The organism is Hyphomonas sp. (assembly GCF_016125515.1).
Lineage (GTDB): Bacteria > Pseudomonadota > Alphaproteobacteria > Caulobacterales > Hyphomonadaceae > Hyphomonas.
In genome coordinates this window covers 1-20,918 of the sequence record NZ_WGLO01000020.1, presented here as the reverse complement: position 1 = coordinate 20,918, position 20,918 = coordinate 1, and the positions used below count along the sequence as shown (strand labels likewise).

26 protein-coding genes and 1 other RNA gene are annotated in these 20,918 nt (G+C 64.1%); 10 read left to right on the top strand and 17 right to left on the bottom strand.

The features are described 5' to 3' along the window. Positions 1-68: 68 nt before the first annotated feature. Genes GC148_RS14405 through GC148_RS14395 form a run of 3 tightly spaced genes read right to left on the bottom strand, consistent with a single transcriptional unit; the run spans position 69 to position 1,516 of the window. On the bottom strand, positions 69-866 hold the full coding sequence (locus GC148_RS14405; protein ID WP_291071799.1) for a sulfite exporter TauE/SafE family protein: 798 nt from the start codon (positions 864-866) through the stop codon (positions 69-71). A 7-nt stretch (positions 867-873) separates the two neighbouring features. Then, positions 874-1,197: a rhodanese-like domain-containing protein gene (locus tag GC148_RS14400; protein ID WP_291071797.1), complete on the bottom strand. Its 324-nt coding sequence runs from the start codon at positions 1,195-1,197 to the stop codon at positions 874-876. 4 nt (positions 1,198-1,201) lie between these two features. Then, positions 1,202-1,516 carry a metalloregulator ArsR/SmtB family transcription factor gene (locus tag GC148_RS14395; protein ID WP_291071795.1) on the bottom strand — a complete coding sequence of 105 codons (315 nt, stop codon included), beginning with the start codon at positions 1,514-1,516 and terminating at the stop codon, positions 1,202-1,204. A gap of 76 nt (positions 1,517-1,592) precedes the next feature. Between GC148_RS14395 and GC148_RS14390 the strand changes: the two genes are divergently transcribed. The 3 genes from GC148_RS14390 (at position 1,593) to GC148_RS14380 (ending at position 4,160) form a co-directional block, all read left to right on the top strand. Continuing rightward, the gene (locus GC148_RS14390; RefSeq protein WP_291071793.1) at positions 1,593-2,459 is read left to right on the top strand and encodes an MBL fold metallo-hydrolase; all 867 of its coding nucleotides are present in this window, start codon (positions 1,593-1,595) and stop codon (positions 2,457-2,459) included. A 67-nt stretch (positions 2,460-2,526) separates the two neighbouring features. Beyond that, positions 2,527-3,429: a DMT family transporter gene (locus tag GC148_RS14385; RefSeq protein ID WP_291071791.1), complete on the top strand. Its 903-nt coding sequence runs from the start codon at positions 2,527-2,529 to the stop codon at positions 3,427-3,429. Next, positions 3,429-4,160 carry an N-acetylmuramoyl-L-alanine amidase gene (locus GC148_RS14380; RefSeq protein WP_291071789.1) on the top strand — a complete coding sequence of 244 codons (732 nt, stop codon included), beginning with the start codon at positions 3,429-3,431 and terminating at the stop codon, positions 4,158-4,160. Before GC148_RS14385 ends, GC148_RS14380 begins: the two co-directional genes overlap by 1 nt. On the opposite strand, the gene GC148_RS14375 is transcribed toward GC148_RS14380, so the two are convergent. Beyond that, on the bottom strand, positions 4,121-5,011 hold the full coding sequence (locus tag GC148_RS14375; RefSeq protein ID WP_291071787.1) for a YhjD/YihY/BrkB family envelope integrity protein: 891 nt from the start codon (positions 5,009-5,011) through the stop codon (positions 4,121-4,123). The genes GC148_RS14380 and GC148_RS14375 overlap by 40 nt on opposite strands. A 391-nt stretch (positions 5,012-5,402) precedes the next feature. On the opposite strand from GC148_RS14375, the gene GC148_RS14370 reads away from it, so the two are divergent. The 3 genes from GC148_RS14370 (at position 5,403) to GC148_RS14360 (ending at position 6,891) form a co-directional block, all read left to right on the top strand. Beyond that, positions 5,403-5,693, top strand: coding sequence for a hypothetical protein (locus GC148_RS14370; protein ID WP_291071785.1), 291 nt, complete (start codon positions 5,403-5,405; stop codon positions 5,691-5,693). Positions 5,694-5,749: 56 nt separating this feature from the next. After that, positions 5,750-6,124, top strand: an RNA gene (gene rnpB, locus GC148_RS14365) — RNase P RNA component class A. A 260-nt stretch (positions 6,125-6,384) separates the two neighbouring features. Next, positions 6,385-6,891, top strand: a complete 507-nt coding sequence (locus tag GC148_RS14360) for a hypothetical protein (RefSeq protein ID WP_291071783.1) — start codon at positions 6,385-6,387, stop codon at positions 6,889-6,891. Here the strand turns inward: GC148_RS14360 and GC148_RS14355 are convergent. The 10 genes from GC148_RS14355 to hflK all read right to left on the bottom strand — a co-directional run bounded on the left by GC148_RS14355 (position 6,886) and on the right by hflK (position 15,871). After that, positions 6,886-7,902 carry a beta-eliminating lyase-related protein gene (locus GC148_RS14355; RefSeq protein ID WP_291071781.1) on the bottom strand — a complete coding sequence of 339 codons (1,017 nt, stop codon included), beginning with the start codon at positions 7,900-7,902 and terminating at the stop codon, positions 6,886-6,888. The genes GC148_RS14360 and GC148_RS14355 overlap by 6 nt on opposite strands. A 9-nt stretch (positions 7,903-7,911) precedes the next feature. After that, positions 7,912-8,664 carry an SDR family oxidoreductase gene (locus GC148_RS14350; protein WP_291071779.1) on the bottom strand — a complete coding sequence of 251 codons (753 nt, stop codon included), beginning with the start codon at positions 8,662-8,664 and terminating at the stop codon, positions 7,912-7,914. Then, complete coding sequence (locus GC148_RS14345; protein WP_291071777.1) at positions 8,661-9,650, bottom strand: calcium/sodium antiporter; 990 nt, start codon at positions 9,648-9,650, stop codon at positions 8,661-8,663. Before GC148_RS14345 ends, GC148_RS14350 begins: the two co-directional genes overlap by 4 nt. A 252-nt stretch (positions 9,651-9,902) precedes the next feature. Then, complete coding sequence (locus GC148_RS14340; RefSeq protein WP_291071775.1) at positions 9,903-10,304, bottom strand: OsmC family protein; 402 nt, start codon at positions 10,302-10,304, stop codon at positions 9,903-9,905. Position 10,305: 1 nt separating this feature from the next. Beyond that, positions 10,306-10,731, bottom strand: coding sequence for an arsenate reductase ArsC (locus GC148_RS14335; RefSeq protein ID WP_291071773.1), 426 nt, complete (start codon positions 10,729-10,731; stop codon positions 10,306-10,308). Continuing rightward, the gene (arsB, locus tag GC148_RS14330; protein ID WP_291071771.1) at positions 10,728-11,765 is read right to left on the bottom strand and encodes an ACR3 family arsenite efflux transporter; all 1,038 of its coding nucleotides are present in this window, start codon (positions 11,763-11,765) and stop codon (positions 10,728-10,730) included. Before arsB ends, GC148_RS14335 begins: the two co-directional genes overlap by 4 nt. Beyond that, positions 11,762-12,139, bottom strand: a complete 378-nt coding sequence (locus GC148_RS14325) for a metalloregulator ArsR/SmtB family transcription factor (protein ID WP_291071769.1) — start codon at positions 12,137-12,139, stop codon at positions 11,762-11,764. The genes arsB and GC148_RS14325 overlap by 4 nt, the downstream gene beginning before the upstream one ends. A gap of 52 nt (positions 12,140-12,191) precedes the next feature. Further along, positions 12,192-13,631 (bottom strand): Do family serine endopeptidase, encoded by a 1,440-nt coding sequence (locus tag GC148_RS14320; protein ID WP_291071767.1) that lies wholly within the window; start codon positions 13,629-13,631, stop codon positions 12,192-12,194. A 168-nt stretch (positions 13,632-13,799) separates the two neighbouring features. Next, positions 13,800-14,699 carry a protease modulator HflC gene (locus GC148_RS14315; protein ID WP_291071765.1) on the bottom strand — a complete coding sequence of 300 codons (900 nt, stop codon included), beginning with the start codon at positions 14,697-14,699 and terminating at the stop codon, positions 13,800-13,802. Beyond that, entirely contained in the window at positions 14,699-15,871 is a 1,173-nt protein-coding gene (gene hflK, locus GC148_RS14310; RefSeq protein WP_291071763.1) for an FtsH protease activity modulator HflK, read from the bottom strand. Before hflK ends, GC148_RS14315 begins: the two co-directional genes overlap by 1 nt. 178 nt (positions 15,872-16,049) lie before the next feature. Between hflK and GC148_RS14305 the strand changes: the two genes are divergently transcribed. The 3 genes from GC148_RS14305 to GC148_RS14295 all read left to right on the top strand — a co-directional run bounded on the left by GC148_RS14305 (position 16,050) and on the right by GC148_RS14295 (position 18,320). Continuing rightward, a complete protein-coding gene (locus tag GC148_RS14305) occupies positions 16,050-17,246 on the top strand; it encodes an Mrp/NBP35 family ATP-binding protein (RefSeq protein WP_291071762.1) in 1,197 nt (398 codons plus the stop codon). A gap of 129 nt (positions 17,247-17,375) precedes the next feature. Next, the gene (locus tag GC148_RS14300; protein ID WP_291071760.1) at positions 17,376-17,567 is read left to right on the top strand and encodes a hypothetical protein; all 192 of its coding nucleotides are present in this window, start codon (positions 17,376-17,378) and stop codon (positions 17,565-17,567) included. A 72-nt stretch (positions 17,568-17,639) separates the two neighbouring features. After that, complete coding sequence (locus GC148_RS14295; protein ID WP_291071758.1) at positions 17,640-18,320, top strand: hypothetical protein; 681 nt, start codon at positions 17,640-17,642, stop codon at positions 18,318-18,320. A gap of 111 nt (positions 18,321-18,431) precedes the next feature. Here GC148_RS14295 and GC148_RS14290 read toward each other — a convergent pair whose 3' ends face one another. Both GC148_RS14290 and GC148_RS14285 read right to left on the bottom strand, forming a co-directional pair. Then, positions 18,432-19,337, bottom strand: coding sequence for an SMP-30/gluconolactonase/LRE family protein (locus GC148_RS14290; protein WP_291071756.1), 906 nt, complete (start codon positions 19,335-19,337; stop codon positions 18,432-18,434). A gap of 80 nt (positions 19,338-19,417) precedes the next feature. Further along, positions 19,418-19,948: a dihydrofolate reductase gene (locus GC148_RS14285; RefSeq protein ID WP_291071754.1), complete on the bottom strand. Its 531-nt coding sequence runs from the start codon at positions 19,946-19,948 to the stop codon at positions 19,418-19,420. Positions 19,949-20,109: 161 nt separating this feature from the next. On the opposite strand from GC148_RS14285, the gene GC148_RS14280 reads away from it, so the two are divergent. Next, entirely contained in the window at positions 20,110-20,781 is a 672-nt protein-coding gene (locus GC148_RS14280) for a hypothetical protein (RefSeq protein ID WP_291071753.1), read from the top strand. Here the strand turns inward: GC148_RS14280 and GC148_RS14275 are convergent. Then, positions 20,778-20,918, bottom strand: a 141-nt coding sequence (locus GC148_RS14275) for an integrase core domain-containing protein (protein WP_291069145.1), incomplete at its 5' end; no start/stop codon positions are given. The genes GC148_RS14280 and GC148_RS14275 overlap by 4 nt on opposite strands.

The window sequence follows — 20,918 nt, the reverse complement described above, 5'->3', positions numbered from 1 at the left end:
ACCTTGGGGCATATATCAGCGCTTTGCGGCGAAATTAGCAACCTTTCGCAGGTGCCGCTGCAATTCGTTCAACCGGCCCAGCCCAGCGTCAGGGCGGCTTTCCATCCGACATAGACGGCCACAATCACGATCAACGCTGCAAACGCGCTGCGGGCGAGCCGCACCCGGCTGGCCAGCGCCCGGGCAATCACGATACCGAGCCCGCCGCCCGCGGCACCGCCCGCCAGCATCAGGCCGGTCAGGCGCAGGTCCACCTGTCCGTGCAGGGCATAGTTCGCCGCCGTCGCGGCCCCGAACACGGTTACAGAAACGAGAGACGACGCGGTTGCATTCGCCAGCGTCATGCCGGTCGCCATCATCAGGCCGGGCACGATCAGGAATCCGCCCCCGATGCCGAAAAAGCCCGCCGCCGCGCCCACCGCCAGTCCCGTGGGCGCAATCTTGCCCATCAGCACCGGCGTAATGTGTACATCGGGGTTACCTTCGCTGCGCGGCCGCCGTAACATCGACAGGCCGATCGCCGCCATCGCAAAGGCAAAGGCCAGCAACAGCCAGTCACCCGGCACGCGCAGCGCCAGCGTCGAGCCGGCCAGCGAACCCACAAATCCGGACACTGCAAACACGGTCGCGCAGGGCCATTTCACACGGCCCTCGCGCCAGTGTCCCGTCAGGCTGACCAGGGCAATCGCCGCCACCGCCGCCGCCGACGTGCCGATCGCAAGGTGCGGCTCGGTCACGCCCACGGCATAAATCAACAGCGGCGCGGCCAGCACCGATCCCCCGCCCCCGAAGGTGCCGAGGAACACGCCGACCAGTGCGCCGCTCAGCAGCGCGGCCACGATCACCGGAAGGGTCAGCTCGATCATCGAAGCCTCAGGCGCCTTTCGCCACAGGCAGTCCGGCCTGTTTCCAGGCTTCCAGTCCGCCTTCGAGGATCAGCGCATCGCCGGCCACGCGCGCGGCCAGCCGCTCGCAATTCATCTCGGTGCGCATGCCGGACTTGCAGTGGAACACCGCCGTGCGGCCGGCTTCAAGTTTGACATCGGCCTCTTCCAGCCGCGACAGCGGCAGCAGCACGGCGCCGGGAATATGCTCGCGCGTATGTTCATCCGGCTCGCGGATGTCGATCAGGTGGAGGCGTCCGGCCTTCAGGCCTGCGGCCACATCGGCCGCCTTGATTTTCGTCAGTGTACTCATGGTTTCAGGTCTCCGGGCAGAAGATGTCTGCCAGCGTGTTGATGATACGGAGCGCGGCGGGGTCCGCGATCCGGTAGAAGATGTTCAGCCCGGCCCGCCGCGTGGCGACGAGCCCGTCTTCGCGCAGTACGGCCAGGTGCTGTGACAAGGCCGATTGCGACAGCGGGGTCTGCGCCAGCAATTCGCCCGCCGACAATTCCCCCTCGCCGAGCCGGCAAAGGATCAGCAGGCGGTGTTCGTTCGACATCACGCGCAGCAGCCTTGCGGCATCACCGGCGCGTTCGCGGAACAACTCAGGATCAAGGGTCTGTGTCGTCATAGGCTCAATATATTAGTTCTTGCTAATTTAACAATACCTAATATATAGAAAGCAGACAACATGAAGGAGACGCCCCATGGCGAACCTCAAAGCCTTTTTCGATGCGGCCACCAATACGGTGACCTACCTGGTCTGGGACCCCTCGACCCGCGCCGCTGCGGTGATCGACCCGATCCTCGATTTCGATCCCAACGGCGCGCGCCTCGGCACAGCCTCCGCCGATGCCGTCATCGCGGCGGCCGCTGAGCTCGATCTGCGTATCGACTGGATCCTCGACACCCACGCCCATGCAGACCACCTGTCCGGCGCGGACTACCTGCGCCGCCAGACCGGCGCGAAGATCGGCATCGGCGCTCACATCACCCATGTCCAGAAAGCTTTCCTGCCGCTCTTCGGCGCTGCGCCCGACCATCCGGACGGCCACGTTTTCGACCTGCTACTCAAAGACGGCGATACGCTCCCGCTCGGCCAGCTCATGATCCGTGTGCTCCACACGCCCGGCCACACGCCGGCCTGCGTCACCTACCTGATCGACGACATGGCCTTCGTCGGCGACACGCTGTTCATGCCGGACTATGGCACCGCCCGCGCGGACTTCCCCGGCGGCGATTCGGCCACGCTGTACCGCTCGATCCGGAAAATCCTCGCCCTTCCGCCGGAAACCCGCATCTTCGTCGGTCACGACTACTTGCCCGCCGGACGCGATCATTTCCTGTGGGAGACCACCGTCGCCGAGGAGCGCGCCCGCAACGTCCACATCCATGACGGCGTCAGCGAAGACGACTTCGTCGCGCTGCGCGATGCCCGCGACCGCACGCTCGCCGCCCCGCGCCTCATCCTGCCCTCGTTGCAGGTGAATATCCGCGCCGGCGCCCTGCCGCCGGCCGAAGCGGACGGACAGGTTTACCTCAAGCTGCCGGTGAACCGCCTCGGCTCTGTCTGATTTGGTCACAAAAGTTCACCCCGCGTCCCCCCTGCACGGGCCGGAAAAAGACTGATAGGGCGGGCCGATGCCCTTACGCGACTTCGGCCTGCTCTTTCTCGTCTGCTTCGTCTGGGGCGTGAACCTTGTGATGACCCGCTGGGTGGTCTCGGACTTCCATGTGCCGCCGCTTTTCTTCGCCGCCGTGCGTTTCCTCGGCGTGGCCGCCTTCCTGATCCCCTTCCTGCGGCCGGTTCCGAAGAATCTCTTCACCCTCTTCATCATCTCGATGCTGATCGGCTGCCTGAACTTCGGCCTGCTGTTCGTCGGCCTCGCCAATGCGGATGTCTCTGCCGCGGCTGTCACCGGCCAGCTCGGCGTGCCGATGTCGACGATCATGAGCATGGTCTTCCTCGGCGAGAAGATCCGCTGGCGCCGCGGCCTCGGCATCGCCCTCGCCTTCGCCGGCGTGGTCGTCATCGCCTTCGACCCGAACTCGTTCAGCCTCTCCTATGGCCTCTTCCTCGTTTTCCTCGCCGCCGTCCTCGGTTCGGCCGGCGGCATCGTGATGAAGCGCATGGCCCCGATGGGCGCGCTGAACCTGCAAGCCTGGGTCGGCCTGTTCAGCTTCGCGCCCCTCTTCGCCATCTCCTTGATTCTGGAAACCGGCCAGTTCAGCGCCTATGCGGGCGGCGGCTGGCCCGTCTGGCTCGCCAGCCTGTTCGCCATCCTTGGCGTCTCTGTCTTCGCTCACTCAGCGTTCTACACACTGGTCAAACGCCACGAAGTCTCGATGCTTTCCCCGCTCACCCTGATGACGCCGCTCTGGGGCGTCCTGTTCGGCGTCACCCTGCTGGGCGAGCCGTTCACCTGGAAACTCGTCATCGGCGGCGCGGTTTCGCTCGCCGGGGTCTTCCTCATCGCCGCGCGCCGGAATACCGTGATGCCTGAAGCCGCCCTCGGGAAGAAGATGGCGTCCGGAGACTCCTGATGCGCCTCGAACAGACGCCCAGCCCCAACCACGACGCGCGCCGCTATCCCGTCGATCTCCTCGTGCTGCACTATACCGGCATGGAAACCGGCCAGGCCGCGCTTGACCGGATGCGCGATCCCGAAGCGAAGGTTTCCGCCCATTACATGGTCTGGGAAGATGGCCGCATCTGCCAGCTGGTCGATGAAGCCCGCCGCGCCTGGCATTCGGGCCTGTCCACCTGGCACGGGGATGATGATCTCAACTCCCGTTCCATCGGCATCGAGATCGTCAATGGTGGCCACGACTTTCCCCTGCCCGGCGGAAAGCTGCCCCCCTATCCGGACGCCCAGATCGAGGCGGTGATCGAACTGTCGAAAGCCGTCCTCGCGCGCCATCCGATCCCGCAGACCCGCGTCGTCGCGCATTCGGACATCGCGCCGAAACGCAAGATCGATCCGGGCGAACATTTCCCCTGGCCGCGCCTTGCCGCCGCCGGCATCGGCCTCTGGCCGGAGGAAGCGGGCGGATCGGGCTGTATCTGGATGGGCGGCGATCCCGGCGGCCTCAACCGCCAGCTCGGCACTATCGGCTATGACCTCTCCGACATTCCGGCCACGCTGCGCGCCTTCCAGCGCCGCTTCCTGCCGGATGCCGTCACTGGCCTCGCCGACGCGCGCACCCTTCGCCGCCTCGCCCATGTGGCGGAAGCCTATTCCGGCGCCTCGACGTCCTCTTCGCCCCAGGCCTGAGAGAATTCCGCTGCGAGCGCGGCGCCCAGCAACAGCGAATTCACCGAAGCCGACAGCCAGATGAAGGCGAGGATGGCCGACGCCAGTGCGCCATAGAGCGTTCCGAGTACGGAATAGTTCAGGTAGAGCTGGAACAGGAAGGTCACGAAGATGAAGGCCACCGTCGCCGCCGCCGCTCCGGCCGCGATCGCCCGCGTACCTTTCTGGATATGCCCGCGCAGCGACAGCACGAGGATCACGTAGAACACCGCGAAACCGCCGATAGCCTTGGAGATCCACAACGTATCGGCCAAAGCGGCAATCTCGCCGGCAAACTTGCCCATCGGCGCCGCGCCGCCCTGCGACATCACTGCAACGGTCAATTGCAGGGCGCCCAGCAACCAGACCATCATCACCAGCGAGCCGGTCAGTAGCAGCGACACGCCCTGGAACCGCGCAAAGCGCGAGCGCCACTGCGTGCCGGCGATCATCCGGATGCCCGTGATCGCCGCCTTGGCGCCGGAGCTCGCGGTGATCAGCACAAGGATTAAGGCCACGATCGCACGAAGGCTGAGCCCGGCAGGGGTCATCTTCTGGATGGTCTCGAATTCGGCGCGCGTCAGCGGCTCCACATTCTGCGTGAAGAAATTGCTGATCGGTGTCGCAAGCTGAGCGGCTAGCTCCCTGGGCAGGAACACCGTCAGCAAGGTCAGCGTCAGGTAGATCAGCGGAAAGATCGAAAACAGCGCATAGAAGGCGATGCCGCCGGTCACGATGCGCACATCGGGCCGGAACAGGCGGATCACGGCCCGCCGGACCGGGACGAGCAGGTTTGTGCGCCAGCTCTCCATCAGGTGACATCCCTTCCGCATGCTCCAGCGCGCCCGGAAAGGTCGCGTTGAAATCAGCTTGTGCCTTCATTTAGCGACAGGAAGTTTCCGGGCACTTACAATTTTGTTAACGTGGGCCGTACGCGGCCCGGTCGCTCATCTTTCCTGCAGGTCCTGCGCCATCTGCAGCGCCCGCAACAGATTGCTGCGCCAATCCCTGCCCGGTCGCCACCCCCACAAGCCCTTCCTCCTCTTCCTCTTGACGCCAGGGTGATGCCTCCGGCCAGTTTTCCGCGCGCCGCCAATCCGGCGGGAGAACGGGCGATGTTGAGCTTGGCCAATGACCGCCGGACCGTCCCTGCCCGAACTCTGGACCTATGTCGTGCTGCACCACCGCGCGCTGAAAGGCTTCGCCCTTTAGCATGCTGCCGGCTTGACCAAGGATGTGCGCCGCACTGTCTGGATCGGTCTTGCCGTGCTCGCCTCGTTGCTCCGCCGGCTGATCCATATGATGGCCCGCGACCTCCCGCTCGCGCCGCTTGCACCCACTGAATCCGGCGCACTGCGGCCGCCCATTTCGGCGCCGCGCCGCGTGCGGGCCGGCCGCGCCACGTTGCGCGCCCTGACCCTTCCGCCGCGGCTCTATGCACGCGCGCCGTGCGGCTTCACCCGCACCCTCGACCAACTCAACCGCCGGCTCGCCTCTGCGCCCGACATGTCCTGACGCCTCAAATCCGATGCTTCCCCCCGAGACCTCAAACGCCTATATGACTTGCAGGACCAGAAGGCCGGGCAGCCGCTGGTACGCGGGTAACTGCGTGCTGGAGGAAAGTCCGGGCTCCAGAAAGACAGGGCGACGGCTAATGGCCGCCCGGCGCAAGCCGAGGGAAAGTGCCACAGAAAGCAAACCGCCTCGCGGCTTCGGCCAAAAGGTAAGGGTGAAAGGGTGGGGTAAGAGCCCACCGCAGGTCTGGCAACAGGGCTGGCAAGGCAAACCCCGCCCGGAGCAAGACCAAGTAGGGGGTGCATTTGGGCCGTCTTACGCCCGCACCCCGGGTGTGTCGCGCGAGGCATCCAGCAATGGGTGTCCCAGAGGAATGGCTGCCAGACCCCGCAAGGGGCGAACAGAACCCGGCTTACAGGCCTTCTGGTCCCTTTCAACCGAGCAAAGAACGTGCGAAGCTTCGGCTAACCACACCGGTTGCTGCGTCGTTTCAATTGAAGACCGCAGGCCTTCATCTGGGCAATTCTCCCACCAGATGCTTGCCTGTCCACTCGATCGGAGTGAATGCATGCCTAGACCGTCCGGAGCCCGGAACCACGATTTCGAAGTAAAACGCGCCGCCCTCTTGGACACATTGACTGACTTTGCATTGAACAGCGGCGTGCAACGCCCCTCGCTCCGGCAATTCGCGATGGCCGCCAAACAATCCGAACCCACCCTTCGCCACTATTTCGGCGACCGGCAGGGTCTCGTGATCGAAATCATCAAGAAGATCGCCGCGAACTCGGAACAGGTCTGGGCTCTGGTCAGGCGGCCGGCAAAAGATGTCACCTCGGCCGTTTCCGAATACATCAAGTTGACTGAGTTCAGCTTCCGGGAAGGCATGTTTGCGCGTTCGCACGCCTTCGCGCTTGTCGAAGGCCTGGCAGACCGGATTGTCGGCAAGGTCTATCTCGAATTCATGCTGGAACCATCCCTGACCGCTTTCAGCGACAAACTCGCCGCCACGCCGGGCGGGCCTTCAGATCCAGCACAATTGCGCGCTGCAACGCTCGCTGCCACGGGACCTTTGTTTGTGCTTGCCCTTCACCAGAACCTGCTGAATGGACGCGAAACCTTGCCGATGGACACCAGCAAGATCTTCGGTTTCCTGGATCACTGCATCGGCGCGAATCTTGCTCCGGCTACGGACTTATAGAACCGCCAGCAGCGCGTCGACGTCAGTCTCCGCGGTCTCCCAGGAGCAGATGAGTCGGCAGGAACCGCCCGGCCAATCGTAGAAGACCGCGCCCGCTGCCCTCAGCTTTGCGCTGATCTCCGACGGCAGCATCACGAAAACCTCGTTTCCCTCGCACGGATAAGCCTGCTTGAATCCCTTTGCCTCGAATCCATCCGCCAGACGGCGCGCCATCCGGTTCGCGTCGCCGGCCAGCTTCGTCCACAGACTGCCGGTCAACATCGCTTCGGCCTGCGCCGCGAGAAAGCGCATTTTTGGCGGCATGTGGCCGGACCGTTTGGCCCGCGCTTTCAACTCCGGAAACTTCTCCCGGGCGGCGCCGAACAGGAGAATGATCTCGCAGCCCGCTGCGCCGGTCTTGGTGAGGCCGAGATTCAGGACATCAACGCCCGCCTGCCAGCTCATCGCCGCCGGCATGCTTCCGGTTCCAAGAATCGCATTGGCAAAGCGCGCGCCGTCGACATGGACCCAGAGTCCGGCCGCTTTGGCACGCTCGGCATAAGCCGAAATTTCTTCCGGCCGGTAGACCATTCCGCATTCGGTCAGATTGGTCAGGGACAGAACATGCATAGGTGTTTCATGCACGAAGTCCGGCTTGTTGGATTCAAGCGCCGCCGTTAAAGCCTGCGGATCGATCTTCGCGCCGAACCCCGGCAACAGGCGCAGCTTTCCGCCGCCGGAAAAGAACTCCACGGCGCCTCGTTCGTCGCGTTCGATATGCGCTTCCTCATGGCAAAGCACCGCTCCGGTCGGCGGACAGAAACAGGAAAGCGCGAGCGCGTTCGATGCCGTTCCGGACGCCGTGATCCAGAAGTCGAAATCCTCGGTCTCGAGCACATTGGCGAGAAGTGCGCGAAGGCGCGCAGTAACCGCATCGCTGCCATAGCTCGGCGCGATGCCGGTATTCACGCGGTTCATCGCTTCGATCACAAGCGGATGTGCCGGCGCAGTCGTGTCGGATGCAAAGTTCAACGCGTGTCCTCAGAACTGGGTGTCGGGCGTTTGCCACATCAGATGTTGCCCGCCATCGGCGGCTATCATCTGGCCGGTCACGCTCCAGGCGGAAATCAGGTAACGCAGGGCACGGACGATTTCCTCGGGCGCGGAGCCTTCGCCGGTCAGCGTCGCGGCCTTCTCGGCAGCAAAGTCCGCATCGGTCTGATGCACGCTCTTCAGGGTTGGTCCGGGCCCGATTCCGTTGACGCGGATATCCGGCGCAAGGGCCTGGGCAAGCGTCTGCGTCGCCTGCCAGAGCGCGGCTTTCGACAGCGTGTACGTGAAGAATTGCGGGGTCAGTTTCCAGACGCGCTGATCGATAAGATTGACGATCAGGCCCTTCTCGCCCGCCGGAAGTGCCTTGGCGAACTGCTGCGCGAGGTGAACCGGCGCACGCAGGTTTGGCTCGAAATGATGGTCCCAATCCGCACGGGAATGATCGCCAGCAGAATCCTCGCCGAAGGTCGAAGCCGAATTGACGAGCAACGTCAGCGGACGGCCGAGCCGTTCGGCCGCCTCCGAAACCAGCACGCCGCGCGCGGTTTCATCCGACAGGTCGCACTGCACGATTTCGGCGCGGCCACCCGCCTTCCGGATGGCGCCGGCGGTGTCTTCGGCGCCGGCCTTCGAGCCAAGATAATGCACGCAGACGGCCCAGCCATCCGCGCCGAGCGCTTCGGCCAGGACGCGGCCCACGCGCGCGCCGCCACCGGTAACAAGGGCCGCGCCTGGATTCATCCGCGGATCGCCTCATACAGCGCAAGGAGGTTCACACCATTCACGAGCCCGTAGATATAGACCGCATACAGAAGAAGTAGCAGCAGCGCGAGCAACCGGCCGATGCGCGCGCGCGTGACGATGAGGATCGCCAGCACGGCCGCCGAAAGTCCCATGACCCAATGGTCATAGGTCTTGAACAGCGGTGCGACGGTGATGGTGCCGCTGAGGGCGATGATGCCGCCGGCGCCGAGGATGTTGATGATGTTGGCACCGAGAATATTGCCGACGAGTACATCGCCCTGCTTGCGGAACGCGGCCGCGAGCGAGGCGCCGATTTCCGGCAGCGACGTGCCGACCGCAAGCAGCGTGAGGCCGATATACTCCTCAGGCACATTGGCAGAGCGCGCGAGTCCTTCCGCGCCGGAGACAATCAGGCCAGAGGCGTAGACGAGAGCGAAAACGCCGACCGGAACGTAGATGAGTGCACGCCACATCGGCGGGCCTTCGGCTTCATGCGCGCGCAAGCCGGTCGGTTTGCCTTCGGCATGGTCGCGGCTCGCGGCAAACAGACTGAGACCGGCATAGCCGACCAGGATGCAGAGGAAGAAGAAGCCCATCAGCGGCGACAGCGGCAGGATCGCCGTCATGCCGATCCACAGCGCCGTGGCCAGCAACATCGCGAACAGGTTGCGGCCCTGCCCCGGTCCGCCGGCCGTCATGGGAAGGATCAGCGCCGGGATCGCCAGGACGAGGAAGACGTTCGCGATGCTTGAGCCGACGATATTGCCGATGCCGAGACCGGGACTGCCGGAGAAGGCGGCATTGGTCGACACGAGGATTTCCGGAAGCGAGGTGCCGAGGCCGACGATGAACATGCCGGCGATGAGGGGCGAAGCGCCCATCGCGTCGCCGACACGCACAGCGCCGCGGACGAGCAGATCGCCGCCGAGTGCAAGTAGGATTAACCCGCCGAAAAGCGATGCGATCAGGATCGGATCGGGCATGGCGGCTGCCCCCGGAAAATCAGTCGAGGCGCTTGAACTCGATCAGGTTGAGCACGCCGAACACGACAACGAGGGCGGCAATGGCCAGCAGCGAAGGATGGATCATGACTTTAGACTCTCAGCCCGCAAAAAGAACTCGATTGGGGCGCTCATAGCCTGCGTCGAAGGCGTTGGCGAGCCCAATCGGCAATTAAGCCGACAGTTCGCACACAAAACCAGGCTCAATTTTCCGCTACGGAAGGGCCAACCGGCTCATTTCCGGCGAATTATTCCCTTGAGGTCTACCGAGTCCGCGACGGTGTTCGAGATGGTTCCGAACTTGCGGACATTCTTGTGCAACAGCTCGAGCCGATGGTCCGTTTCGTCCGTATCGACAATGATTTCGTACGTCACCGAGGTCATCCTCGGCGGCGCATCCTGGCGTTCTCCGTGGAGGCGGACTTCGACACCGCTAAGGTTGAATTTCAACAGCGGTGTAACGCGCTCGATGCCTTTCAGGATGCAGGCTGCGATCGAGGCGAGAAACAGCTCTGCCGGATTGAACGCATCCCGCCGGCCCGCAAGATGGGTATCGAGAACCAGCACGGCGTCCTTGGCGTGCGCCTCGCTGACATGGGCGTCCACACGTCTGGCACTGACCGAGTATTCAAGCATTTCAAGGGTTTCCGGATTGGACCAAAGCGCTTTGAAAGGCGCGGATACGGGCTTCGATTTCGTCGCGCGCCCGCACAAAGCGCTGGCGGAAATTCTCTGGCGTCAGGTCGGGATCGGAACTTGCCGGATCGTCGATCGGCCAATGTAGGCGCTGCGTCTTGCCGGGCAGCCAGGGGCAGATTTCTTCGGCGCATAGGGTGATGACATAGTCGAAAGCGGCCGCGTCGAGCGTGTCGAAGGATTTCGACGCATGGCCGGTGATGTCGATGCCCCGGTCCCCCATCGCCTCGATGGCATAGGGGTTGGGCTTCGTCGGCGCGGAACCGGCGGACATGACGTCGGCCCCGGAACCGGACAGCTGCCGGGCAAGCCCCTCGGCCATCTGGCTGCGGGCGGAATTGGCGACGCAGAGGAAGAGGATCTTCATGCAGGCTCCGTCTCGAACGCGGCAAATCTGGCGCGTGTGCGGTTGGCGAAGGCAACGAGCGACAGCATCACCGGCACTTCGACCAGCACACCGACGACGGTGGCAAGGGCGGCGCCGGAATTCAAGCCAAACAGGCTGATGGCGACGGCGACGGCGAGCTCGAAAAAGTTCGACGTGCCGATGAGGGCGCAGGGCGCGGCAATCCGGTGAGGGACTTTCCAGGCGAAGGCGGCGGCATAGGCGAGCCCGAAGATTCCGTAGGACTGGATCAGGATCGGCACGGCAACCAACGCGATGATCAGCGGATTGGCGAGGATCACGCCGCCCTGAAAGCCGAAAAGCAGGACAACCGTGGCGAGCAGGCCGATCACGGATGCCGGCTTGATTCTGACAATGAAGGCCTCAACGGCGCCTTGCCCGCCTTTCGACAGGAGCGCCCGGCGGGCAATGATGCCGGCTACCAGAGGAACGGCGACATACAGGACGACCGAAAGAAGGAGCGTCTCCCACGGCACAGAAATTTCCGCGACGCCGAGCAGCAATGCGACGATCGGGGCAAAGGCAAACACCATGATGGCGTCGTTGAGACCGACTTGCGCAAGCGTGTAAGCCGGATCGCCTTTCGTCAGCTGCGACCAGACAAAGACCATGGCCGTGCAGGGCGCAGCGCCGAGGAGGATAAGACCTGCAATATAGGATTTGGCATCGCCCGCCGGGATGAATCCCGCGAAGACATGTTCGAAGAAAAGCACACCCAGCAAGGCCATCGAGAAGGGCTTGACCAGCCAGTTGACTACGAGCGTGATCAGCAGACCTTTGGGCTTCGCGAACGCGCCGCGGATGCCGGCAAATTCGACGCCGATCATCATCGGCCAGACCATCGCCCAGATCAGGATGGCGACGGCAAAATTGACGTTCGCATACTCGATATCCGCCAGCGCGCCGAACGTGGACGGAAAGACCTGCCCGAGCGCGAGACCGAGGATGAGGGCAAGGCCGACCCAGACAGAGAGGTATTTTTCAAACAGGCTCAATTGCGAGCGGCTTTCCGGACCTTGGCCCCAGCAGGCGCGCAACAGGCGGCGCGCGCCGCAGCCTGTTGCACAGGGAAACAGACTTCAGGGTGTCCGCCGCAGCAATCCTCCATCAGGTATAAAATCAGATCACGGATCGACTCGGTCGAAGCCGCGTACCGGATCATCCTGCCCTCGCGGGTTCCGGCGATGAGGCCCGCCTGCGACAGGATCGCGAGTTGTGCGGAGAGCGTGTTCGGCGCGAGGCCGAGAGCGGCCGCGATCTCGCCCGCGGCCATGCCTTCAGGACCAGCGCCCACGAGAAGGCGGAACACGGCCAGACGGCCCGGCTGAGCCAGGGCCGAAAGACGGTCAATGGCGAGCATTGATTCCATATTTCAAAGAATGTCGAATTATGGAGCGCCCGTCAAGAGGCGGGCCTGCAGTCTATTTCTGGATTTCGATCGAGACGAACTGGTCGAACCAGGCGCCGGTTTCGCCGCGGCGCTTGACGCGGATAAGGATCGGCTGGCTCGGATTGGCGAGGGCGGCCTTGACCTTGGCGAGCGTGTCGGTGACCGAGGAGACGGACTGGAAGTTCACCTCGACGATGACATCGGCGCGGCGCAGCTTGTTGTAAGCGCGGCCGCGCGGGCTGACCGATGTGACCACGACCCCGGAGATATCCTTGGTGATCGAATAACGCCGGCGCATGTCGTCGTCGATGGGCGAAAGCTCCGCACCAAGATCGTTGGAGCTCGCGGCGTTATCGGGGGCGACCTTGGCGGCGTCGGCATCATCATCCTTGAGTTCGGCGAGCGTGACGCTGACATCGCGCGTGCGCCCGTCGCGGACGATGGACAGCGAGATGGCCTTGCCGACGGCTTTTTCGGAGACCGTGCGCGTCAGCTCGCGGACGCTGCCGACCGACTTGCCGTCGATGGTGAGGATCAGGTCGCCGACTTCGAGCTTGGCCTTGGCGGCCGGGCTGCCATCGCTGATCCGTGTAATAATGACCCCGCTGACACCTTTGGCCCGATAGGCCTTGATCAGAGCGGCATCTGCATCCTGCACGTTGACGCCGAGCCAGGGCCGGCGGACGCGACCTTCCTTGATCAATTGCTGCGAGATGCGCTTGACCGTGTTCGACGGCACCGAGAATCCGAGACCGATCGAGCCGCCGGACTGGGAAATGATGGCGGTGTTCACGCCCACCACCTCGCCGGCGAGATTGAACAGTGGCCCGCCCGAGTTGCCCTGGTTGATAGCTGCGTCGGTCTGGATATAGTTGTCGGCGCGCCCGGAATTGAGGTCGCGGCCGGTGGCGGAGATGATACCGGCGGAAACGGAACCGCCAAAGCCGAGCGGGTTGCCGATGGCGATGACCCATTCGCCGACTTCGGCCTTGTCACTGTCCGCAAGCGGAACGAAGGCGAGCGGTGTTTTCGACGTGACTTTCAGCACGGCGAGATCGGAATCGCGGTCGCGCCCGACAAGCTTCGCCTGCATTTCGCGGCCATCGGAAAAGGTGACCAGGATCGTGTCGGCCTTGTCGATGACGTGATTGTTGGTGACGATGTAGCCATCAGCGCTGATCACGAAACCGGAGCCGAGCGAGCCCTGCCGCTGGAACCCGTCATTGTCGCGGCCAAAATATTCATTGAAGCGCTCGGCCGGGGAGCCCTCCGGGAAGGTCGGCATCGCCGAGGCGATGACCGTCTCGGTGGAGATGTTGACGACCGCCGGCATGAGGCGTTTGGCCAGCTGGCGGAAACTGGCTGGGGTTTCCTTGACCGGTACAGCCTGGGCAGAGCTTTCAACAAGCGTGGAAAGGCCCGTGACAGGCAGGGCAAACACGATGAGCGCCAGGGCGGCGAAGCGGGACATGGGCAGGCAGGCTCCGGTCAGTTACGGCATTCCGAAACAGTGGAATGCCGTCTGACTATGGCGCTTTGGGGGCTGAGCGCAACCGGTTCGGACGGTGCGGGGTGCTATCCGGACGGATCGCCGAAGGCCGGCGGCGGGGACGGCGGGCGAGCCCGCCGTCCAGCCAGTCTAGCGCGGCGCTCCGGCCGAGCGGGCGCTGTCGAAGAACTGGTCGCAGATGCCGAGCGCATCGGGACCGACGATGACCTGCGTGCCTTCCTGGATCGCCGTTTCACAGGCGATGAGCGCGCGCTGGAAGCGGAAGAATTCCGGGTCCTTGTTGTAAGCGGCCGCATAGGTTTCCGAAGCCTTGGCATCGCCTTCACCGCGGATCTTCGAAGATTGTTCGCGGGCCTGGGCCTCGATGACGGTCTTCTCGCGTTCGGCCTGGGCGCGGATCAGGCGGGCCCGCTCCTCCCCTTCCGAACGGATGCGCTGGGCTTCCTGCAGACGGGCCGTCCGCATACGGTTGTAGACGCCTTCGGCCACTTCGGTCGGCAGGTCGGCCTGACGGATGCGCACGTCGATGATGTCGACTCCGTCCGCCGCGAGGCCGTCATTGACGCTCTTGCGGATGCGACCCATCAGCTGGGCGCGCTGGCCGGACACGATTTCCGGAACTGGCACATCGCCGAGCACTTCGCGGATCGCCGAGGTGGTGATGCGGTTCAGCTGGTCGCTGGCCGCCGTCTCGGTGCGGAAACGCTGATAGTAGCGCAAGGGGTCGTTGATCCGCCAGCGGACGAACGCATCAACGCGCAGGCGGCGCTGGTCGGATGCCAGCACTTCGATACCTTCGATATCGAGGCCGAGGTTGCGCTTGTCGATGATTTCGACCTGCTGGTAGACCGGGATCTTCATGTGAAGGCCGGCTTCGTCCGGACCGCCGGGCTCGTTGATCAGCCGCACAGGGCGGCCGACTTCAAGCACGATGGCCTGCTGCGACTGACGCACAACAAAGAAGACGTTCGAGGCCACAACCAGTCCGAGCACGGACAGGATGAGGATGAGCCATCCGAAAGCGCGCATTACTGGTCTCCTCCATTCGTGGCGGGGGCCGGCCGGCGTGTCCGCTCCAGCGGCAGGTACGGAACGGCGCCGGATTTCTGGTCAAGGATCATCTTGTCGGTCTTGCCGAGCACACGTTCCATGGTTTCGAGATACATACGCTCGCGCGTCACGCGCGGCGCCTTGCGGTATTCTTCGAAAATCTGATCAAAGCGGGCCGCTTCACCACCGGCATCGGCGATGACGCGGTCGCGGTAGGCTTCTGCTTCCTGCAACAGGCGCTGCGCCGTACCACGCGCCTGGGGCACGATCTGGTTGGCGAATTGGGTGGCCTGGTTGGTCAGGGTCTGGGCGTCCTGTTCGGCGACGTTCACATCGTTGAACGCCTCGATGACCTGCTGCGGGGGATCCGACTTGTCGATCTGTACCGAAAGGATCTCGACGCCGGCATTGTATTCGTTGAGCAGCGTCTGGGTCTGCTCGGCGACTTCCTGCTGGACCTTGTCGCGCTCGGTCGTGATGATGCTTTGCAGTTTCGTCTTGCCGACGACTTCGCGCATCACGGACTCGGCGACCATTTCGACCGCGAGCGAAGGCTCGCGCACGTTGAGCAGGTAGTTTTCCGGGTTCGCGGTATCGACTTTCCAGAACACCGAGAACTGGATGTCGACGATATTCTCGTCCTGGGTCAGCATCAGGCTTTCTTCCTTGGTGCCGCCGAGGCGCGTCTCGATCCGGCGCTCGACCGGCATCAGCGTATGGCTTTCGATGGGCGTGGGCAGGTGGAAGTGAAGGCCAGGGCCGAAATTCGTCTGCCATTTGCCGAAGCGGAAGACGGCCGCCTGCTGGGTCGGGTCGACGACGACCACGCCGGTCGACAGCCAGGACAGGATGACGACGCCGATGATGACGAGGAAACCGAGCGGGCCGAGGTTGGGCAGCTGGGCGCCCCCGCCCCCGCCGCCACCGCGCTTGCGGCCACCACCGCCGCCGCGGCGCTGGCGGAAACGGTCCTGCATCCGGCGCATCTGTTCTTCGAGGTCGGGCGGTTCCTTGCCGCCGCCGCCTCCGTTACCGGAGCCGCCGCCTCCGGTCGGCCGGTTCCAGGGCGAACCGCCCTCACCGCCGCCGCCTGAACCTGATCCGCCGCCGCCCCATGGGCCGGAGCCTTTTGTCTTGTCGTCCCAGGGCAATGACGCCTCCTGAATTCTTCGAGTGGTGCCTATATAGGGGCTCTGACGACGTGTGCACGTCGAATCGGCCTGTTCCGGCGGTGAAAATGACGCATCTTCGTCACCAGAAGCTTGCTGTTTCGCCCTCGGCGCGAGTAGTCGGCACATTATCTTGTTCAAGGACCGGGCTTACACGGCAATGTTTGGGTCAAAGCAGAAGACACGCGAAAAGCTCGCCGCCGCTATTACCGAGGCGCTGGGCGGGGCATCGTGGCTGGAATCCGTCACGGTGGACGATGCCGGCAAGGCGCTGCTGGTGATCCGGGCCGACGAAAGCGGGGCCGATGTGGCCGAACACCGCCGGATCGAGGCCGAAAACTATGCCGAGCGAATTCCGGGCATTACGGACGTGCGCAGCGTGCTGACCGCCGAACGGGCGCCGGGGCGTGGCCATTCACATTCGCACGCCCCTTCGCCGCCCGCAGGCGGGGTGAACCTGACCCCGGCGCCGCGCCGGGTCACAAAGGGGGCGCGGCTGTCGGACGAGGCGATGACGCAGGGCGCCCCTGCCCCGGCGCAGGCCATGCGGCCCGTGCCGGGCATCGACCGGATCCTTGTGGTGGCGAGCGCCAAGGGCGGCGTGGGCAAGTCGACTGTGGCGGTGAACCTGGCGGCAGCCATGGCCAAGGCCGGCATGCGGGTCGGCCTGCTGGACGGCGACGTTTACGGACCGTCGATCCCCACGATGCTGGACACGGTGGAGCAGTCGCCAGCCACCTCGGTCAGCAAGAAACTGCTGCCTGTGGTCGCGCACGGGATGAAGACGCTGTCGATCGGTTACCTTTCGGACCCGGACGCGCCGATGATCTGGCGCGGGCCGATCGTGATGTCGGCTATCACGCAACTGCTGAACGATGCCGAATGGGGCACGAAGGACGAGCCGCTGGACATCCTGATCATCGACACGCCGCCGGGCACGGGCGACGCACAGCTCGCGATTGCGCAGAAAGTGCCGGTGACGGCGGCGCTTATCGTGACGACGCCGCAGGAAGTGGCGCTGGCGGATGTGCGCCGGGGCGCGGCGATGTTTGCCAAGACGCATGTGCCGGTGATCGGCATCGTCGAGACGATGAGCTGGTTCGAGGATCCGGCTGGCGGGCGGCATTACCTGATGGGTGAAGGCGGCGCGCGCAAGATGGGCGCCGCGCTCGGCCTGCCGGTGCTGGCGGAGATTCCGATGCTGCAGGCGATCCGCGAAGCGGGCGATGCGGGCAAGCCGGCGGCGCTGGGCGATAGTCCAGCAGCGGACATTTTCATGAAACTCGCCCGTTCGGTGGCCATCGCGCTGGACCAGATGGTGACACGGCCGGCACCGGAAATCGTGTTCGAGGACTAGGCCGCCCTGATTCGACAGGGAATATACCTGACAAAAAAATAAATATTATCAAAGCCTTGCAAGTTGTTTCCCGAAAGCGCATCTTCAGGGCCCAGGGCACGTGTGTCCGTCCGCCGGAAAGGCCGTGACATGACCCTCGAAAACACCACGAACATCGAGCTGCGTTCAGACGATACGGCGCAAGTGACTGCCGAAGTCGCCGCCGAGCCCGTGAGGGCCGTCGTCGCGACGCCGCCAGGTGAGCCGCCGCGCAAGCGCTATGCGGCGCCCTCTGCGCCGCGTGTGATGCAATTCATGCGCGCCCCGGCCGACAAGGCCTGACCCATTTCCGTGTGCGGATCGACTGCGCACGCCCCCCCCCGGCCCATGTGAACACGGGCCACCGGAGACCTGATGATCAACCTGACGCGGCTCTGCCGCCTGCCTGCCCTGCTGCTTGCCGCGGCCTGCCTGATGGCAACCCCGGCGATGGCGCAAACCAAAACCTCCGCCAGCGGATCACCTGCCAACTCGGTTGCCAAGGCCTATGGGTCGGGCTGGACCTGCGATGCAGGCTACCGCGAAGCGCAAGGAGCCTGCGCCCTGATCGAGTTGCCGGACAATGCCCACCTGACCGGCGGCGCCTATGGCACCGGCTGGGACTGCAATTACGGGTTCGACCGAGCCGGCCCGGCCTGTGTTGCCGTGCCGACGCCGGCAAACGCGCATCTCGACGGATCGGGAACGCGCTGGGACTGTGACCGGGGCTTCACGCGCACGGGCAGCAGCTGTACACCGATCAAGGTGCCGGCGAACGGCTACCTGACCAATTCCAATTACGGCCCGGGCTGGGCCTGCGAGCGCGGCTTCCGCGCCGACCGCGGACTGTGCCTGCGCATCGTGCTGCCGAAGAATGCCTACCTGACCGACAGCGCCTCCGGCCCCGGCTGGGCGTGTGAACGCGGGCATGCACCCAAGGGCAATGCATGCGCCAAGATCGTGCTGCCCAAGTTCGCGCATCTCAACTCCTCTGGCGACGGATGGCAGTGCAACCGCCCCTATCGCCAGATCGCCGGCGCCTGCGTCGCGCCTTGAAGGGTTCGGGTCCGCAGGGCCTGCAGTCCGCCACAAAAATCAAACCCCGGCAGCGCGCCGGGGTTTGTTCGTTTCTGCTTCCCGGCTTTCACCGCGAGGCGCGGATTTTTCTCAGGCGTTGAAGTTCAGCTTGAGGCCGGCTTCGGGCCAGCGGCATTTGACCAGCTGGCCGGTGCTGGAGAGGGTCAGCCAGGCGTCTTTCATGTCAGCGCCGCCGAAGGCGATGTTGGTGACCAGCAAGTCCGGGAAGGCCGTGTGGCTGAACGCGCCTTGCGGGGTGATGGTCGTGATGCCGCCATTGAGGATGGTCGCGACGCAAACATTGCCGGCCGCCGTCATGGCGAGACTGTCGAAATATTGCAGGCCGGGCATCGTGGCGACGACGCGGCCGCCATTGAACGGCGTGGCGGGCTTGATCTCGCCGGGCGCGGCGAGGTCAAACGCCCACATGCGGCCGGTCATCGTGTCTGCCATGTAGACCGTCTGCTCGTCCGGTGAGAGACCGACGCCGTTGGGCGAAGTGTAGTGGAAATCCAGTTCCTTCGCTTCGGAGGCGCCCTTCGCCAGATAGTAGAGGCCGCCATAGTCGCGGTGGCGGGAATAGGATTTTCCGTGGTCGGTGAAATAGAGGTTGCCAGCCTTGTCGAAGACGAGGTCGTTCGGCCCCTTGAGCTTGTGGCCACCGACCGTGTCGAGCACGCGCTCGACCTTGCCGGTGGAGAGGTTGATGCGCTCGATCCGGCCGCCGGAATAATCGTCGGCGGCGTTGCCGGGGATCAGGAGGCCATCGACGCTGGACCAGTTGAAGCCGCCATTGTTGCAGCACCAGAGCGCGCCGTCCGGACCGATGGCGAGACCATTGGGGCCACCGGCGGGCGCGGCGACCGTTTCGGACTTGCCGTTCCAGTGGCGCGAGATGATGCCCTTCTGAATTTCCACGACGAGCACGCTGCCATCGGCCATGACAACAGGGCCTTCGGGAAAGCCGAGACCTGATGCGACGAGTTCAAAGTCCATGATGTTCCTCCGGGATGGTTTTCCGGAAGGCTACGCCGCGTGCAGGGCAGCGTCCATCGCTCCCGCAGCGGCAGGGGGAGTCAGGCCGGCGCGGTAACGTGGTCGAGCACGCGCAGTGTGAAGGCGTGGTCGTTGCCGTCGCCTGCTTCATAGCGGGTGCTGGCGGTTTCCGACCAGCTGCCCGCCGCAAGCGTGGGGAAGAAGACGTCCCCCTCCGGCGCGGCATCGACTTCGGTGAGGTAGATGCGGTCGGCGATGGGCAGGACGAGTTCATAGATGGCGGCGCCGCCGATGACGAAGACTTCGCTCCGGCCCTCGCGCAAGGCCATCGCCTTGGCGGCGTTCACGGCCGGCGAAACGCTGGAATAGACGCGCGCTTCGGCAGCGTCATAGTTCCAATCACGGCTGATCACGATATTCGGCCGGCCGGGCAGTGGACGCTTCGGCAGGCTTTCCCAGGTCTTGCGGCCCATGATGACCGGCGCGCCCATCGTGGTGCGCTTGAAATGGGCCATGTCGTCTTTCAGGCGCCAGGGCAATTGCCCGCCAGCACCGATCACTCTATTTCGACCTTGGGCTACGATGAGGCTGAGGCGGATGGGTTCGATCATGGGCGTGGCTCCCTGCTGCCTCACGACAGACAAATTAGGCGCTGTCCCCGGCGCGGTTAACTCTGAAGTTGTGAAGTGGGGCGTCTTGCTCCCGTTAACCACTCCGGGGCAAGGAGATTGCGCAGCGATTGCTGCATTTGCGAACACTAAAGGGGCTGAGGATGGGTTTTGACATCGGCGCGGTGCTGACGAACGGCCATCCCGGTCTGCTGATTCCCGCGCTGGCCGCGCTCGGATTGACCTTTTCGGCCATCTGGCTGCTGCAGGGCCGCGTCTGGGCGATGATCTATGTGATGGTGATTCCGTTCCTGAACTGGTCGTTCGGGGTGATTCCGGAGTTCCAGGTGCTGGCGCCCGGCCAGAACAGCCTGTTTTCGCAAGGTGTTTCGCTGCACCCGATGACGATCGTGACCGGCATGGTGTTTGTCGTGCGCGATTTCGTACAGCGCGAGATGGGCCACCGGGTGCTGATCCTGATGGCGATCGCGGTGTCCTGGTCGTTCTTCTACGCCTGGCCGGTGATTGCGCTGGCGAGCGGGATTGCGTTCGCAATTTCGGAGGGCGTGGACTGGCTGTTGTTCACCTTCTCCAAATACCGCCTGTCGACACGGATCCTGTTGTCGAGCGCGCTGGCGGCGCCGGTGGATACGACGGTGTTCCTGTATGGCGCCGACCTAGCCAAGCAGATGCAGCTGGGGCTGGAGCCCGGCAATTCGCTGCATGTGTGGAACTGGGTCGTGTTCGTGATCGGCAAGATGGTGGGCGCGGTGGTCGTGTCCGCGATCATCCGGCGGCGCGAGAATCTGGGACTGACATCGCCGACCGACGCCTAGGTGTGGACTCTCAACAGGTTGTCCCCGGCGAGGGCGAGGCGACTGATGGGTGTTTGATATTTAATGCCGCCATGGGGTCGATGGAAGTTGTATCGATGTGTCCAGTCATCGAGGCATGCGGCTCTCTGGTCTGATGT